The 16431-nt window shown below is 55.4% G+C and carries 20 protein-coding genes; 16 read left to right on the top strand and 4 right to left on the bottom strand.

All coding sequences use genetic code 11. The features are described from left to right. Positions 1-61: 61 nt before the first annotated feature. Positions 62-982: a LysR family transcriptional regulator gene (locus tag DSD31_RS05760; RefSeq protein ID WP_004866739.1), complete on the bottom strand. Its 921-nt coding sequence runs from the start codon at positions 980-982 to the stop codon at positions 62-64. Positions 983-1088: 106 nt separating this feature from the next. On the opposite strand from DSD31_RS05760, the gene DSD31_RS05755 reads away from it, so the two are divergent. From DSD31_RS05755 to DSD31_RS05740, 4 genes are all read left to right on the top strand, one after another. Continuing rightward, positions 1089-1694 (top strand): FMN-dependent NADH-azoreductase, encoded by a 606-nt coding sequence (locus tag DSD31_RS05755; protein WP_032718127.1) that lies wholly within the window; start codon positions 1089-1091, stop codon positions 1692-1694. A gap of 78 nt (positions 1695-1772) precedes the next feature. Beyond that, the gene (locus DSD31_RS05750) at positions 1773-2072 is read left to right on the top strand and encodes an ArsR/SmtB family transcription factor (protein ID WP_004866746.1); all 300 of its coding nucleotides are present in this window, start codon (positions 1773-1775) and stop codon (positions 2070-2072) included. Between the two features lie 9 nt (positions 2073-2081). Beyond that, a complete protein-coding gene (locus tag DSD31_RS05745; RefSeq protein WP_004866749.1) occupies positions 2082-2603 on the top strand; it encodes a rhodanese family protein in 522 nt (173 codons plus the stop codon). A gap of 93 nt (positions 2604-2696) precedes the next feature. Further along, positions 2697-2876 carry a hypothetical protein gene (locus DSD31_RS05740; protein WP_015585895.1) on the top strand — a complete coding sequence of 60 codons (180 nt, stop codon included), beginning with the start codon at positions 2697-2699 and terminating at the stop codon, positions 2874-2876. Positions 2877-2960: 84 nt separating this feature from the next. Here the strand turns inward: DSD31_RS05740 and stpA are convergent, their stop codons facing one another. Then, the gene (gene stpA / locus DSD31_RS05735; RefSeq protein WP_004866755.1) at positions 2961-3362 is read right to left on the bottom strand and encodes a DNA-binding protein StpA; all 402 of its coding nucleotides are present in this window, start codon (positions 3360-3362) and stop codon (positions 2961-2963) included. Positions 3363-4077: 715 nt separating this feature from the next. On the opposite strand from stpA, the gene alaE reads away from it, so the two are divergent. Further along, positions 4078-4527: an L-alanine exporter AlaE gene (alaE, locus tag DSD31_RS05725; protein WP_004866758.1), complete on the top strand. Its 450-nt coding sequence runs from the start codon at positions 4078-4080 to the stop codon at positions 4525-4527. 88 nt (positions 4528-4615) lie between these two features. Here the strand turns inward: alaE and DSD31_RS05720 are convergent, their stop codons facing one another. Beyond that, positions 4616-4978: a DUF2002 family protein gene (locus DSD31_RS05720; protein ID WP_004866760.1), complete on the bottom strand. Its 363-nt coding sequence runs from the start codon at positions 4976-4978 to the stop codon at positions 4616-4618. A 150-nt stretch (positions 4979-5128) separates the two neighbouring features. Between DSD31_RS05720 and DSD31_RS05715 the strand changes: the two genes are divergently transcribed. After that, entirely contained in the window at positions 5129-5455 is a 327-nt protein-coding gene (locus tag DSD31_RS05715; protein ID WP_004866763.1) for a DUF883 family protein, read from the top strand. Positions 5456-5585: 130 nt separating this feature from the next. On the opposite strand, the gene pdxR is transcribed toward DSD31_RS05715, so the two are convergent. Continuing rightward, on the bottom strand, positions 5586-6947 hold the full coding sequence (gene pdxR / locus DSD31_RS05710) for a MocR-like pyridoxine biosynthesis transcription factor PdxR (RefSeq protein WP_004866766.1): 1362 nt from the start codon (positions 6945-6947) through the stop codon (positions 5586-5588). A 111-nt stretch (positions 6948-7058) separates the two neighbouring features. Between pdxR and DSD31_RS05705 the strand changes: the two genes are divergently transcribed. The 10 genes from DSD31_RS05705 to ygaH all read left to right on the top strand — a co-directional run bounded on the left by DSD31_RS05705 (position 7059) and on the right by ygaH (position 16367). Next, on the top strand, positions 7059-7490 hold the full coding sequence (locus DSD31_RS05705) for a carboxymuconolactone decarboxylase family protein (RefSeq protein WP_113990877.1): 432 nt from the start codon (positions 7059-7061) through the stop codon (positions 7488-7490). Between the two features lie 183 nt (positions 7491-7673). Beyond that, on the top strand, positions 7674-7916 hold the full coding sequence (gene nrdH / locus DSD31_RS05700) for a glutaredoxin-like protein NrdH (RefSeq protein ID WP_004866773.1): 243 nt from the start codon (positions 7674-7676) through the stop codon (positions 7914-7916). After that, complete coding sequence (nrdI, locus tag DSD31_RS05695) at positions 7913-8323, top strand: class Ib ribonucleoside-diphosphate reductase assembly flavoprotein NrdI (protein WP_004866776.1); 411 nt, start codon at positions 7913-7915, stop codon at positions 8321-8323. Before nrdH ends, nrdI begins: the two co-directional genes overlap by 4 nt. Then, positions 8296-10440 carry a class 1b ribonucleoside-diphosphate reductase subunit alpha gene (gene nrdE, locus DSD31_RS05690; protein ID WP_015585891.1) on the top strand — a complete coding sequence of 715 codons (2145 nt, stop codon included), beginning with the start codon at positions 8296-8298 and terminating at the stop codon, positions 10438-10440. The genes nrdI and nrdE overlap by 28 nt, the downstream gene beginning before the upstream one ends. A 10-nt stretch (positions 10441-10450) precedes the next feature. Continuing rightward, positions 10451-11413, top strand: a complete 963-nt coding sequence (gene nrdF, locus DSD31_RS05685; RefSeq protein ID WP_004866782.1) for a class 1b ribonucleoside-diphosphate reductase subunit beta — start codon at positions 10451-10453, stop codon at positions 11411-11413. Positions 11414-11769: 356 nt separating this feature from the next. Next, the gene (gene proV / locus DSD31_RS05680) at positions 11770-12972 is read left to right on the top strand and encodes a glycine betaine/L-proline ABC transporter ATP-binding protein ProV (protein WP_004866784.1); all 1203 of its coding nucleotides are present in this window, start codon (positions 11770-11772) and stop codon (positions 12970-12972) included. After that, on the top strand, positions 12965-14029 hold the full coding sequence (gene proW, locus DSD31_RS05675; RefSeq protein ID WP_004866787.1) for a glycine betaine/L-proline ABC transporter permease ProW: 1065 nt from the start codon (positions 12965-12967) through the stop codon (positions 14027-14029). The genes proV and proW overlap by 8 nt, the downstream gene beginning before the upstream one ends. Before the next feature lie 71 nt (positions 14030-14100). Then, positions 14101-15099: a glycine betaine/L-proline ABC transporter substrate-binding protein ProX gene (proX, locus tag DSD31_RS05670; protein WP_004866790.1), complete on the top strand. Its 999-nt coding sequence runs from the start codon at positions 14101-14103 to the stop codon at positions 15097-15099. 208 nt (positions 15100-15307) lie between these two features. Further along, complete coding sequence (locus tag DSD31_RS05665) at positions 15308-16036, top strand: AzlC family ABC transporter permease (protein WP_088883707.1); 729 nt, start codon at positions 15308-15310, stop codon at positions 16034-16036. Continuing rightward, positions 16026-16367 carry an L-valine transporter subunit YgaH gene (gene ygaH / locus DSD31_RS05660; protein ID WP_004866795.1) on the top strand — a complete coding sequence of 114 codons (342 nt, stop codon included), beginning with the start codon at positions 16026-16028 and terminating at the stop codon, positions 16365-16367. Before DSD31_RS05665 ends, ygaH begins: the two co-directional genes overlap by 11 nt. Positions 16368-16431: the final 64 nt, after the last annotated feature.

Raw genomic sequence — 16431 nt, 5'->3', positions numbered from 1 at the left:
TGTCATTATCGCGATTCTCTCTTAAGTTACGCTTAACCCCACGCCGAAGAGATGACGCATTTTATGGGTGGCCTCCGGTCTGGCGGATCGCCTGGGGCAATCCGGCGAGCAGCGCATCGATGGTGACCCGGATCTTCTGCGGCACCCACGGCGCCTCGGGCCAGACGGCGGAGATCGCGAAGGTGACGCTGGCGCTTTGCGGCAGAATACAGCGCAGCCGCCCCTGTTCAACCTCCTGGGCAGCCAGCCAGTCCGGAATCCAGGCAATGCCCAGCCCGCTCACCGCCGCCGCCGCTATCGCCGTAAAATCATCCATCACCAGATGCGCCTGCGGCTGCCAGGCCACGGGACCGCTTTGTGGATCGTGCAGCCGCCATTTCTGAAGCTGCCCGCCGCGCAGGTAACCGATGGTCTGGTGTCCGGCCAGTTCAGGGAGAGTCGATGGTTGCGGATGCGCCTGTAAATAGGCGGGCGAGGCGCAAAGTACCATGCCATGGTGGCCGAGGTGACGAGCTTTCAGGAAGGTGGAATCTGCCAGCGTGCCAATACGAATCGCCAGATCGAATCCCTCTTCAAAAAGATTAACCTGGCGGTCGCTGAAAGAGAGCGCGAGTTTTAGCTGCGGATAGCGCTGGCTGAGAGAAAAGAGAATCGGGGATACGCAGCGTTGGCCAAACAGCACTGGCAGGCTGATCCGCAGCCGCCCTTGCACCCGCATTTTGCCGCGATGGATTTCATCCTCCGCCTCGCGAATACTGTCCAGCGCCTGACGACATTGCAGGTAGAACAGCTCCCCCTCTTCCGTCAGGGTCTGACTGCGGGTCGTTCGCTGGAAAAGCGCCGCCCCCAACCGCGCCTCGAGACGAGCGACCGTTTTACCGACCGCCGAGCGGGTCACGTGCAGCCTCTCCGCCGCCTTAGCAAAGTTACCGCACTCCACGACGGCGACAAAAACCGGAATACCGCTCAGGTCGGTGTTCATAAGATTGGTTCCTGAAAGGATACAATTGAGAAAAATAATGTCACTACTGGCGCCAAAAAGACAGTGTTAGCCTTTGCGTAACCACGATAACCAGAGGCCACGTCCCATGAGTCAGGTTTTACTTTTGAAATCCAGCATCAACGGTCAGGCATCGCTGACCAACCGGTTAATAGATGACTATATGCAGATGCGCAAAGCGTCTGGCCAGCAGGATAGCGTGACAGAACGCGATCTGACGACCATGGCGCTGCCGGCCCTCGATCGGCCGCTGTTTGCCGCCCTGCGCGGCGCCCAGGATCCGACTCCGGCGATCCAGCGGGGCGTCGCGCTATCGGATAGGCTGATTGATGAGCTGAAAACCAGCGATCTGCTGGTGATCGGCGCCCCCATGTATAATCTCAACGTCCCTACCGATCTGAAAAAATGGTTTGATCTGGTCGCCAGGGCCCGCGAAACCTTCCGCTACACCGACAGCTGGCCTCAGGGGTTGGTCGAGGGTGTACGCGCGGTGGTGATCAGCTCCCGCGGAGGCGTACATTGCGGGCAGGATACCGATGCCGTAACCCCTTATCTCCGTTCGGTACTGGGTCTGATGGGCATCAGCGAAGTGACATTTATCTATGCCGAAGGTCTGGATATCCAGCCTCACGGCCGCGATGCTGGCATCGCCCAGGCCACAGAACAGCTTATCCGACTGACGCAAACGTCCTGACCGCGACGGCATTTTCTGCGCTGGTACCGCGCCGTTTTTTATTTTAGACTTATCTAAATTTAGAAAAGACTAAAATACATGAATACACCAGAACAGCTGCAGTCCAGCGCCGGCGAAGCCGCCGCCCTGTTGAAAGCCATGAGCAATCCGAACCGGCTGATGATTCTGTGCATGCTGTGCGAGACGCCGCGCGCCAGCGCAGGCGAACTGGCGCAGATCACCGGCCTGAGTCCTTCGGCCACCTCTCAGCATCTGGCGCGCATGCGCGATGAAGGCCTGATCGGCAGTGAGCGCGAGGCGCAACGTATCCACTACTTCATCACCCACCCTGCGGTTCAGCAAATCATTACCACGCTGAAGACCATTTATTGCCCATAAGGAGCCGTCATGACTATCGTCACCCTTTCTCCTGAAGAGGCCCGGGCGCAAATCGCGCAAGGGGCCAGATTAATCGATATTCGCGATGCCGATGAATACGCCCGCGAACACATCCCCGATGCCGAGCTGGTGCCGCTGGCTGCCCTGAATAACGGCGCAATGCTGCGCACTGCCGCGGATGAAACGGTCATTTTTCATTGTCAGGCGGGATCGCGTACACAAAATAATGCCATTCGTCTGCTGGCTGCGGCAGCTCCGGCACAGGTGAAACTGCTGGCCGGCGGTATTCAGGCCTGGAAAGCAGCAGGATTGCCCGTCAAAGAGGATAAAACCCAGCCGCTGCCGTTAATGCGCCAGGTGCAAATCGCCGCGGGAGTGCTCATTCTGCTGGGCGTGGCGCTGGGCTATGGCGTCAGTAGCGGCTTTTTCCTGCTGAGCGCTTTTGTCGGCGCCGGCTTAACCTTCGCCGGCATCAGCGGTTTTTGCGGGATGGCGCGCCTGTTGGCCATCATGCCCTGGAACCGACGCTGACGCCTGCGGCATCAGGCCTGTTGTATGCTGATATTCAGCTACGCTAAAGTGGAGGCGAACAGCGGCATTAATCCATGCCAGAGGAGAAAAACGATGTATTCAGTAGGTGATCTGGTTCAGCCTCGTATGGGCGGACCAAAACTCAAGATTGTGGCCGTCGGTGAAGATCATATTGTCGCCGTACAGGCCAGTAATGAACAGGGTGAGAAATATACTCTGAAGCCTGCAGACGTCACACCTTATAAAGAAGAAGGTGATTTTGGCGTTTGCTAATACACACGGTGGGATTCCCCACCGTTATTTTTTCGCTATCCGACAGCAGCCTTAACTCCTGCCGAATATCATTTTCGCTAACGCTTAAATCAGAAAACTTTCCAGCGTCGCGCCGGCTTCAATCGCCCGAGCGATCGGCTTCGGCATACGTCCCTGGCCGGTCCAGGTTTTTTGCGCACCGGAAAAATCGGTAAACCGGTATTTTGCCGGACGCGGCTGGCGTTTTTTCGCCTCCTTCGACGGGCCTGCATTCTGCGTGACCAGCTCATCAGGTGTAATACCGTCGGCAATCATCAATTCCAGCCAGGTATTAATTTTTTCCTGGTATTCCGCCTGCTGTTGCAGGGCAGACTGCTGCTCTGACCGTTTTTCTTCAGTGACGACCCTGAGTTTTTCCAGCATTTCTTCAAGTACGTCAATGGAGAATTCACGCGACATCGCCCGCAGTGAACGGATATTATTCAACTTCTGTAACATTAAAGACATAAATTATTAAACGTTCCCAAATTACATATAAGACAATACTACCGGGGTACTTTAATATATGAAGCCATATATTACCACCTTTAATGGCGAGTGATAAATATATTCAGACCACGATATCCATATTTTATTTAAAATAACCACAGCGGTTATCCAGTTAATCCCCGAAATTAATTCAGCGACAATCTGAATAGAGTAAAAAAACCGCAAAAATATCATCACTCAGTATATTACCTGCATGGTCAGCAGGTTAGCGGGATATGTCCGACGGAAGGATGAGGTCACAACGCCCCGCCAGTGAATGAACATGCATGAAAATCGAATACACACCAACGAACGAAAACAGAATCTAATGCTATTTAAATCGCGTTTATGGCATAAATTATTCTAAAAGTGACAGAAATCACATTGAAACGTGACTTCAGGCGGTAGTCGGCACAATCGTGGCTTCGCGTGAGCCTCCCCTTCTGCTCACCAAAAACACAACTAATTGATAAATAAATAAAAAATGAAGAATCAGGACAAAAGTAGCGCAGCGAAGACAAAACCACCTTTCGCAGAGTATTTTATCGACAAAAAGCCATTAAATAAAAATTTACAGCTAGTTGTCTCTTTCAGTGCAGAGAGATAATCTACGCATATCAAAACAGGCAACCCAAAACGCTGTAAAAGAGCGCATTTTGTGGCGTATCAGACTTCATTTTCGAGGAGCACACCGATGTTCTCTGCGCAGTCCCGCTTGCGTCATGCGGTAGCAGACACCTTTGCGATGGTGGTTTACTGCACCGTTGTGAACATGTTGATCGAAATTTTCCTCTCCGGAATGACCTTTGAGCAGTCGTTATCCTCGCGCCTGGTGGCGATTCCGGTGAACATTATTATTGCCGTGCCTTACGGATTTTACCGCGACCGCGCCATGCGCCTGGCACGTCACATTAGCCCTTCCGCCTGGATGAAGAGTATTGCCGATGTTGTGGCTTATGTGACATTCCAGTCGCCGGTGTATGTTGCTATCTTATTTTCCGTCGGTGCCGACTGGCATCAAATTGCCGCGGCGGTGAGCTCAAATATTGCGGTATCGATGATGATGGGAGCGGTTTACGGCTATTTCCTTGACTACTGCCGCCGTCTGTTCCGCGTCAGCGCTTACCAGCAGGCTAAAGCCTGAGTCCCGATGCAACCTGCGACTGACCACCGTCAGTCGCCTGCTCGTCTGCTTTCCCCTACTTCACATCCAGGCACGGGTCTTCATACGATTAGTTATGAGACAGGCTCGGCTGCGCTTCGCCATATAATCCCCGCAAAAAACGCTCAAGCGCCATGCGTGAACTGAAGCCATGCGGAATACCATAATGCTGCTGTACATCTCCGGCTAAATACAGCGGAAACTGTTCATAATGATCGCAGGTTTTGATATCCGAGGCGGGTTCCGCCAGCGAATTACTGCGCTCTTTTAACGCCGGATGAATAATTAAAGCGGTCCGCCCCATGCGCGCTTCGCGGTTCACATAAACATAATTATCGCCACGGCGATAGCCGTACGCTTTTTGCGTCACAACATCCATGGTGAAGCCGGCTTTTTCAAGAACACGCGCCACCTCATCGGGTCTTAAATACATACTCATTCCTCTTTATCTTTTACCGCACCTTTACCTTACCTTATTCATCATTGATAGTGCTTTCGGAAAATTCCAGAAACGGCACTGCAAAAGCATAATTCAAAATCTTGTTCTACACTTAATGACTCAATGGAATTAAGGGAGAAATCGATGGCTAACCGTCTGAACCGCAACAATGTCGATGAAAGCGCTGAAGATATTCATAACGATGTCAGCCAATTAGCGGATACGCTAGAAGAGGTGCTGAAATCATGGGGCAGCGATGCGAAAGATGAAGCTGATGCCGCACGGAAAAAAGCCCAGGCGCTGCTGAAAGAGACGCGAGCCCGTCTGAACGGGAACAACCGTGTGCAGCAGGCCGCTCGCGATGCCGCAGGCTGTGCCGATAGCTACGTGCGGGATAAACCGTGGCAGAGCGTCGGAGCCGCTGCCGCAGTTGGACTATTTATTGGCGTATTATTGAATTTACGTCGATAATATAAACGATACATGAAGATAACAAATACGCGTCTGCCCCTGTGTGCCTCTGGCCCGGGGGCTTTTTGTTGCCTCAACGCATGATCGCTACTTCAGGAAGCTCAATCCCCCGAATCCTCAATCAGCGACTTTATTTATCAGCAGAAAACAGCGCGACTTTGAGTTGACGCACCGCCTCCGTTGCCATCGCCATCGATGTCAGATTAGTAAAGCTCACCAGCAGCCCCCCTTCGCCGCGGCTTTGTATCCGCCAGTCGCTCAGCGCCTGTACCGACAGGCCGGCCTGCCGGGCTTTCAGAGCCAGCGCCCGATCGTCACCGTTCACCGCAATAACCAGCTGAATCCCCCCTAACTGAGGGACGACGCTGAACCCCTGCGCCAATAGCGCGGACTCCAGCCACTGTCGGCGCTGCGCATAGCAGGTACGCATTTTCTTCAGATGACGCCAGAAATGACCTTCGTGGATAAAGTCAGCCAGCGTCTGCTGCCACAGCGTCGGTACGCTACAGCTCATCCATTCGGCCTGCTGGCGAAAGGCGGCCACCTGCGGGAGGGGCACCACCAGCCAGGCGGCGCGTAATGCCGGAAAAAGCGATTTACTGAAGGTGCCGGCGTAAATTACCCGCTGCGGGGCATCAAGACTTTTCAGCGGCGGCAGCGGCTTACCCCGGTAGCGAAATTCGCTATCGTAATCATCTTCAATAATCCAGGCGTCGCGCCGGGCCGCCCATGCCAGCAGCTGCCTGCGTCGGGCCAGCGACAGCGCAACCCCCAGCGGACTCTGGTGCGCGGGAGTGAGAAGTGCAAAATGCGCATCGGGGTAATGGCGTTGCGCCCACGCCACATCCATCCCCTCTTCATCGACAGGAACCGGATCGATGACCACCCCTTCCCCGGTTATCACCGGTCGAATCAGCGGAAACCCCGGATCCTCCATCCACATATGCTGACCTGGCTGCGCCAGAGTGCGGAGGAGCAGCCTCATGGAAGCGGCATAGTTGCCGGTCACCAGCACCTGTTCGGGCAGGCATTCAATACTGCGGGAAAGCCGCAGATAATCGACAATGGCCCGCTGCAGGATCATCTCACCGCACGGATCGCCGGGCGCCAGGTCAAAACGCGTTTGCGTTCGCAGTCGCCGCCCCATCACCCGCGCCCACAGGCCGCGGGGGAAAAGATCCAGCGCCGGCAGACCCAGTTGAAACGGCTGCAGCGTCGTCGGTTCAATGCCCGACGGCAGACGCGCCGGTTCCTCCCGCAGCGGACTCAGACGCTCGCTGACAAAGGTGCCCGCCTGCCCTCGTCGCTCCAGCCAGCCCTGGGCCACCAGCTCACCCCAGGCATTCTCCACGGTTGCGCGGGAGACGCCCAGCTCCTGCGCATAAACCCGACTGGCGGGCAGGCGGCTGCCCGGCGCGAGTTCGCCGTGTTCAATCGCAGATTTGAGCTGTCTGGCAATGCGCTGATAGTGCGGGACTTTTTTGATTTCCATTATGGTCTGCTTTTTTCATTAAAATATGGCTATCTTTTGCAGTCCATTATAGTGCTATTTTGCTGCGGTCTTAGAACCCATTCCCCGCGGTTCAACATTGAGGAAAACATCATGAGCACACTCCGTCAGCCCTATAACGAACTGAGCCCGGAAGTCTATAACGCGCTGGTACAGGCCAAGATTGCGCTGGAAAAAAGCGAACTGGACGGCTCCCTGCTGGAACTGGTTTACCTGCGGGTATCACAGATTAATGGCTGCGCCTTCTGTCTGGAAATGCACAGTAAAGCGCTGCGTAAATCCGGCGTGGCGCAGACTAAACTGGATGCGCTGGCCGGCTGGCGGGTAAGCGGGCATTTCAGCGCCGCAGAACAGGCGGCGCTGGCGTGGGCGGAATCGGTGACGCATATTGCCAGCACCCATGCAGAAGATGATGTTTACCTGCCGCTGCTGGAGCATTTCAGCGCACGCCAGATCAGCGACCTGACCTTCGCCATCAGCCTGATGAACGCGTTTAACCGCCTTGCGGTCAGCATGCGCCTGTAATTTCAGGCGTAGCCGTCCGGCCCTCATGGCGTGCTTCCGTGAGGGTTCCCCTTATCTAAAAACGCTATATATTGCGTGGTTGAACTTTTAGATAACTACATCTAGTATTTCCTGAACAGTTAACCGATAGCGGACGTCGCACTTTTTTGCGCCGTTCTGTTATCTTAAATGGAAATACGAATCATGCGCATTACTATTTACACTAAAAATGACTGCGTCCAGTGCCATGCCACTAAGCGGGCCATGGAAAGCCGCGGATTTGCCTTCGAGATGGTGAATGTTGAGCATCATCCGGATGCCGCTGACATGCTGCGCGAACAGGGCTTTCGTCAGCTGCCGGTCGTGATAGCCGGTGAAACCCGCTGGTCCGGTTTTCGCCCGGATATGATTAACCGCCTGCGCCCCGAACCGGTGGCCAACGCATGAGCCTGATCGTCTACTTCTCCAGCAGTTCCGAAAATACGCATCGGTTCGTCCAGCGTCTGGGGCTGCCCGCGGTGCGCATTCCGCTTAACGAGCGGGAACGCATCCAGGTAGACGCCCCCTACATTCTCATTGTCCCCAGCTACGGCGGCGGCGGCACGGCTGGCGCGGTGCCCCGGCAGGCGATCCGCTTTTTAAACGACCCGCATAACCGCCAGCGGATACGCGGCGTGATTGCTGCCGGTAACCGTAACTTCGGCGACGCCTATGGCCGGGCCGGCGACGTCATCGCGCAAAAGTGCGGCGTACCGTATCTGTATCGCTTTGAGCTGATGGGCACCCCAACCGATGTCGATAACGTGCGTAAAGGAGTAAACGAATTTTGGCAACGACAACCGCAGAACGTCTAACCACCGGGGCGGCAGATTTCCACGCCCTCAATGCGATGCTGAATTTGTATGACAGTAATGGCCGTATTCCGTTTGAAAAAGACCACCAGGCGGTAGACGCCTTTATGGCGACGCACGTGCTGACCCATACCGTCTCTTTCACGACGCAGAATGAAAAACTGGAATGGCTGATCGCCGAAGGCTATTACGATGCCAGCGTGCTGGCACGCTACGATCGCCGTTTTGTGCTGACGCTGTTTGACCACGCGCACGGCTACCCGTTCCGCTTTCGGACCTTTCTCGGCGCCTGGAAATTCTATACCAGCTATACCCTGAAGACCTTTGACGGCAAACGCTACCTTGAGCATTTTGCCGATCGCACCTGCATGGTCGCCCTCACCCTCGCGCAGGGAGATGAGACTCTGGCCCGGCAGTTGACCGATGAGATCCTCAGCGGGCGCTTTCAGCCGGCGACGCCCACCTTCCTCAACGCCGGTAAACAGCAGCGGGGCGAGCTGGTTTCCTGTTTCCTGCTGCGCATTGAAGACAATATGGAGTCGATTGGCCGGGCGGTGAACTCGGCGCTGCAGCTGTCTAAGCGCGGCGGCGGCGTGGCGTTTTTATTGTCCAATTTGCGCGAGTTCGGGGCACCGATTAAGCGCATTGAAAATCAATCTTCCGGCGTAGTGCCGGTGATGAAAATGCTCGAGGATGCCTTCTCCTACGCCAACCAGCTCGGCGCCCGCCAGGGAGCCGGGGCGGTCTACCTGCACGCCCATCATCCGGACATTCTGCGTTTTCTGGACACCAAGCGGGAAAACGCCGATGAGAAAATCCGCATCAAAACCCTGTCGCTTGGGGTCGTGATCCCGGACATTACCTTCCAGCTGGCAAAAGACGACGCGCAGATGGCGCTGTTCTCACCCTATGACGTCGAGCGCCTGTACGGCAAGCCGTTTGGCGATATCGCCATCAGCGAGATGTATACGCAGCTGGTCGCCGACGAGCGGGTCCGCAAACGTTGGATCCGCGCCCGGGAACTGTTCCAGCGGCTGGCAGAAATTCAGTTCGAGTCCGGCTATCCCTACATCATGTTTGAAGATACCGTCAACCGCGCCAATCCGATTGCCGGGCGAATTAACATGAGTAACCTGTGCTCGGAAATTTTGCAGGTCAACACCCCGTCGACCTTTGATGAAAATCTGGATTATGCCAGCGTAGGCCAGGATATCTCCTGCAACCTTGGGTCGCTGAATATTGCGCATACCATGGATTCGCCGGATTTTGCCCGCACGATCGCCGTGGCGGTGCGCGGCCTGACGGCGGTTTCCGACATGAGTGATATACGCTCGGTGCCATCGGTGGCGGCGGGCAATGCCGCCTCCCATGCCATCGGTCTTGGCCAGATGAACCTGCACGGCTATCTGGCCCGGGAAGGTATCGCCTACGGTAGCCCGGAAGGGCTGGACTTTACCAACTTCTATTTTTATACCGTCACCTGGCACGCGCTGCATACGTCGATGCAGATAGCCCGCGAGCGCGGTGAGCATTTTGCCGGATTTGAACAATCGCGCTATGCCAGCGGCGAATACTTCGAACGCTATCTGCAGGGCGACTGGCAGCCGAAAACGGCAACAGTGCGCGCGCTATTCGCCCGCGCCGGAATCCGCCTGCCCGACCGCGATATGTGGCTGAAGCTACGCGATGACGTCATGCGCCACGGTATCTATAACCGTAACTTGCAGGCCATCCCGCCAACCGGATCGATCTCCTATATCAACCATGCGACCTCGAGTATCCACCCGATTGTCTCAAAGATAGAGATCCGCAAAGAGGGGAAAACCGGGCGGGTTTACTACCCCGCGCCATTTATGACCAATGACAACCTGGCGCTCTATCAGGATGCCTGGGAAATCGGCCCGCAAAAAATTATCGACACCTATGCCGAAGCCACGCGGCACGTCGATCAGGGGCTGTCCCTGACGCTCTTTTTCCCCGATACCGCCACCACCCGCGATATCAACAAGGCGCAAATCTACGCGTGGAAGAAGGGAATCAAAACGCTGTATTACATCCGTCTGCGCCAGCTGGCGCTGGAAGGTACCGAAATCGAAGGCTGCGTGTCCTGCGCGCTGTAAGGAGAACAGGATGACCCATTTAACGCGTATTCGCGCTATTAACTGGAACAACATTGAGGACGATAAGGATCTGGAGGTCTGGAACCGTCTGACCAGCAACTTCTGGCTGCCGGAGAAAGTGCCGCTGTCTAACGACATTCCCGCCTGGCAGACGCTGACGCCAGTGGAACAGCAGCTTACTATTCGCGTGTTCACCGGACTGACGCTGCTCGATACGATTCAGAACACCATCGGCGCGCCGGCGCTGATGGCGGATGCGCTGACCGCGCACGAAGAGGCGGTGCTCTCCAACATCAGCTTTATGGAGGCGGTGCATGCCCGCTCCTACAGTTCGATTTTCTCCACCTTGTGCCAGACCAAAGATGTCGATGCCGCCTACGCCTGGAGCGAAGAGAATGCGCCGCTCCAGCACAAAGCCCGGCTGATGCTGGAGTATTATCAGGCGGATAATCCGCTGAAGAAGAAAATCGCCAGCGTGTTTCTCGAATCCTTCCTCTTCTATTCCGGATTCTGGCTGCCGATGTATTTTTCAAGCCGCGGCAAAATGACCAATACCGCCGACCTGATTCGCTTGATTATCCGCGATGAAGCGGTGCACGGCTATTACATCGGCTATAAGTACCAAAAGGGGCTGGAAAACATCGCGGCCGACGAGCGGGAGCAGCTGAAGAATTTTGCCCTCGATCTGCTGATGGATTTATACGATAACGAACTGGCCTACACCCGGGATCTGTACGCCGACAGCGGCTGGATTGAGGAGGTGAACGCCTTCCTGTGTTACAACGCCAACAAAGCGCTGATGAACCTGGGCTACGAGGCGCTGTTTCCGGCAGAGATGGCGGCGGTCAACCCGGCGATTCTGGCGGCGCTTTCGCCAAATGCCGATGAAAATCATGACTTTTTCTCCGGCTCCGGTTCCTCGTATGTGATGGGCAAAACGGAAGAAACCGCCGACGACGATTGGGATTTTTAACCTTACTTTCACCAGGAATATATTGTCCGGTTTCCTGGTGATCTATTTCACATAATTAACTTTTATCACACAAAAAAAACCACGCGATATTTTCCTGACATATTGCCGTAATATTCAGCAAGAATCGCGTGGTTCACCAGTTATTCCCCTGTCATCTGTAAAAAATATCACCTGCCAATAATCAACGCTCAGCCCTTCTATCATGGGGAATACGCCGAAGTGCGGCCCTCTCATTTCGCCGCCGATGGGACATTGAGGGTTGTCACAGAATCTGAGTATGTTAGGGTGTAAAAAGGTAATTATCTCCACCAGGTACTATATTGACATAATACAAATAACAGGAAACTCTCTATTGCATGGCAATTAAATTAGAAATTAAGAATCTCTATAAGATATTTGGCGAGCATCCACAGCGAGCGTTCAAATATATTGAAAAAGGATTTACTAAAGAACAACTACTGGAAAAAACGGGACTTTCGCTTGGCGTAAAAGACGCCAGTCTGACCATTGAAGAAGGCGAGATATTCGTCATCATGGGGCTTTCCGGCTCAGGAAAATCCACCATGGTTCGCCTTCTCAATCGCCTGATTGAACCCACCCGCGGGCAGGTGCTGATAGATGGCGTCGATATCGCCAAAATCTCAGAAGCCGAGCTGCGTGAGGTGCGCAGAAAAAAGATCGCTATGGTATTTCAGTCATTTGCGCTGATGCCGCATATGACCGTGCTCGACAATGCCGCCTTTGGTATGGAGCTGGCGGGCATGTCGACCCAGGAGCGCCAGCAGAAAGCGCTGGAGGCGCTGCGTCAGGTCGGCCTGGAGAATTACGCGCATGCTTACCCGGATGAGCTCTCCGGCGGAATGCGCCAGCGCGTCGGCCTCGCCCGTGCGCTGGCCATCAACCCTGATATCTTATTAATGGACGAAGCCTTCTCGGCCCTTGACCCATTAATTCGTACAGAAATGCAGGATGAGCTGACAAAATTACAGGCGAAACATCAGCGTACCGTGGTATTTATTTCCCACGATCTTGATGAAGCCATGCGCATTGGCGATCGCATCGCCATCATGCAAAATGGCGAAGTCATTCAGGTCGGTACCCCGGATGAAATACTGAATAATCCCGCCAATGATTATGTCAAAACCTTCTTCCGCGGTGTCGATATTAGCCAGGTGTTCAGCGCTAAAGATATTGCCCGACGAAGCCCGGTAGGCTTAATTCGTAAAACGCCAGGTTTCGGTCCGCGTTCAGCATTGAAATTATTGCAGGACGAAGACCGTGAATATGGTTATGTGATTGAACGTGGTAATAAGTTTGTCGGTATTGTCTCTATTGATTCACTGAAATCCGCCTTGAGCGAAGGTCAGGGAATTGATGCGGCGTTACTCGCATCCCCGCAGGCGGTAGATGCGCAAACGTCGCTCAGCGACCTGCTCTCCCACGTCGGCCAGGCACCGTGCGCGGTTCCGGTTGTGGATGAAGGGCACCAGTACATCGGCATTATTTCTAAAGGAATGCTGCTGAAGGCTTTAGATCGCGAGGGGGCAAACAATGGCTGATCAATCTAACCCGTGGGATACCGCACCGGCGGCGGATAGCGCCGCACAATCTGCCGATGCCTGGGGCACCCCGGCATCCGCACCGACCGATGGCGGCGGTGCCGACTGGCTAAACAGCGCGCCGGCGCCGCAGCCGGAACATTTCAACATCATGGATCCGTTCCATAAAACGCTGATCCCGCTCGACAGCTGGGTGACGCACGGTATCGACTGGATCGTGGTGCACTTCCGCCCGCTGTTCCAGGGCATCCGTGTGCCGGTGGACTACATCCTCAGCGCTTTCCAGCAGCTGTTATTAGGCATGCCGGCACCGGTCGCCATTGTGCTGTTCGCGCTTATCGCCTGGCAAATCTCCAGCGTGGGGATGGGCGTAGCGACGCTGATCTCTCTGGTTGCGATCGGTGCCATCGGCGCCTGGTCGCAGGCGATGGTGACTCTGGCGCTGGTTCTGACCGCACTGCTGTTCTGTATGCTGATCGGCCTGCCGCTGGGGATCTGGCTGGCGCGTAGCCCACGAGCGGCGAAAATTATTCGCCCGCTGCTGGATGCCATGCAGACAACGCCGGCGTTCGTCTACCTGGTACCGATTGTCATGCTGTTCGGGATTGGTAACGTTCCAGGCGTGGTGGTGACTATTATCTTCGCCCTGCCGCCTATCGTCCGTTTGACCATCCTCGGGATTAACCAGGTGCCCGCAGACCTGATTGAGGCTTCGCGCTCGTTCGGCGCCAGCCCGCGTCAGCTGCTCTTTAAAGTGCAGCTTCCGCTGGCAATGCCGACCATCATGGCCGGGGTTAACCAGACGCTGATGCTGGCGCTGTCAATGGTGGTGATCGCCTCGATGATCGCCGTGGGCGGTCTTGGCCAGATGGTGCTGCGCGGGATCGGCCGCCTCGATATGGGGCTGGCGAGCGTCGGCGGCGTCGGGATCGTCATTCTGGCGATTATTCTCGACCGCCTGACCCAGGCCGTCGGCCGCGATTCCCGCAGCCGCGGCAACCGTCGCTGGTACGCAACCGGTCCTCTGGGGCTGATTACCCGCCCGTTCTGTAAATAGTCTTCTCATCGCCCGGCGGCACTGCACCTGCCGGGCCCGCAGCTCTCCCTTCTCATTCATAAGGAATAACGATGCGACATAACACGATTATTGCCACAACGTTTGCCACTCTGCTCGCCACCAGCGCTGCCTGGGCAGCCGACCTACCGGGAAAAGGCATTACCGTCAAACCGATTCAAAGCACCATTACGGAAGAGACCTTCCAGACCCTGCTGGTGAGCCGCGCGCTGGAAAAACTGGGCTACACCGTCGATAAGCCCAGCGAAGTGGACTACAACGTTGGCTATACCTCGCTTGCCTCCGGCGACGCGACCTTCACCGCCGTCAACTGGCAGCCGCTGCATGACGATATGTACGCTGCCGCCGGTGGCGATAAAAGCTTCTATCGCGAAGGCGTTTTTGTTAACGGCGCGGCACAGGGCTACCTGATTGACAAAAAAACCGCCGAACAGTATCACATCAAATCCATCGATCAGCTGAAAGACCCGAAAATTGCCAAACTGTTCGACACCAACGGCGACGGTAAAGCCGATCTGACCGGTTGTACGCCGGGCTGGGGCTGCGAAGCGGTCATTAATCATCAGATTGATGCCTATGGCCTGAGCAAAACGGTGGTGCACAACCAGGGGAATTATGCGGCGATGATGGCCGATACCATTGCCCGCTTTAAAGAAGGTAAGCCGGTTATCTACTACACATGGACGCCGTACTGGGTCAGCGACGTGCTGAAGCCGGGCAAAGATGTCGTCTGGCTGCAGGTTCCGTTCTCCTCCCTGCCGGGAGTGCAGAAAAATATCGATACCAAACTGGCTAACGGCGCGAACTATGGCTTCCCGGTAAGCACGATGCACATCGTGGCCAACAAAGCCTGGGCAGAGAAAAACCCGGCGGCGGCAAAACTGTTTAGCATCATGAAACTACCGATTGCCGACATTAACGCCGAAAACGCCATGATGCATGAAGGTCATGCCTCAGAAGCGGATATTCAGGGTCACGTTGATGGCTGGATCAAAGCCCACCAGCAGCAGTTTGACGGCTGGGTGAAAGAAGCGCTGGCCGCGCAGAAGTAACCTGCCCTCAGGCCCGGAGGCAGCGCGCAGTCCGGGTACCTGAGCGCGCCACTCCGCTACCCCGGCGCCGGCCGGGGTAGCGTTCAGACGGTCCCACTCACCCGCCAGCGCCGCTTAACAAGGTGTCAAAGCGCCCCGCTCTCTGCTAAGGTAATCTCACCTGTTCAATCATGTGATATTCACGTGAGTTATCAATAAATAACGCGCTATGGAAAAACCTGCCCCTGCCAGTGAGGCCACGCTGCCTGAAGGGATTAAAGACAGCCTGCCGATTGTGATTAGCTACATTCCCGTGGCCTTCGCCTTTGGCCTGAACGCCACCCGACTCGGCTTCACGCCGCTGGAAAGCCTGTTCTTTTCCTGCATCATCTACGCCGGCGCCAGCCAGTTCGTCATTACCGCGATGCTCGCCGCAGGCAGCTCGCTGTGGGTGGCGGCCCTCACCGTGATGGCGATGGATGTGCGTCACGTTCTGTACGGCCCTTCGCTACGTAGCCGCATTCATCGCGCGCTGGATAAACGAAAAACCGCGCTCTGGGCTTTTGGCCTGACCGACGAAGTTTTCGCGGCGGCCACCGCAAAGCTGGTTCGCGACAACCGCCTCTGGAGCGAAAGCTGGATGCTCGGTATCGCCTTCACCTCCTGGATATCATGGGTGTTCGGCACGCTGATCGGCGCCTACTCCGGTAGCGGCCTGCTGGTCGGTTTTCCGGCGGTGGAAGCCGCGCTGAGCTTTATGCTACCCGCGCTGTTTATGAGCTTCTTACTGGCCTCGTTCCAGCGGAAACAGTCTCTCAGCGTGACGGCCGCCCTGGCCGGTGCCCTGGGCGGCATTATTCTGTTTTCTATTCCAGCGGCCATTCTCGCCGGGATTGTCTGCGGCTGTCTGGCCGCGCTGATTCAGGCCAGCATTCAGGGGATGCCCGATGAACAATAACGTGCTGATTATCGGGATAGTGGTCGGCTGCGTGAACTATCTGTTTCGCTATCTGCCGCTGCGCCTGCGCGCAGGAAACGCGCGCCCGACGCGACGCGGTCCGCTCAGCGTGCTGCTCGATACCATCGGCATCGCCTCCATCTGCGCCCTGCTGATCGTCTCCAGCGTGCCGGAAATCCTCAGCGATTCCAGACGGCTGCTGCCTACGTTGGTTGGATTCACGGTGTTGGGACTGGCGTTCTGGAAGACGCGCAGCATTATTATGCCCACGCTGCTGAGCGCGTTGGCCTATGGAATAGCATGGAAAATCACAACTTTTTTATACTTTTAAAGTATCAATTTTAGTCAATAATTGATTTGATTTATTTGTCACAATAGTTATTATATCGGCTGTA

Source organism: Klebsiella sp. X13, assembly GCF_003323835.1.
Taxonomy (GTDB): domain Bacteria; phylum Pseudomonadota; class Gammaproteobacteria; order Enterobacterales; family Enterobacteriaceae; genus Klebsiella; species Klebsiella ornithinolytica.
This window is presented reverse-complemented; position numbering and strand designations above follow the sequence as displayed.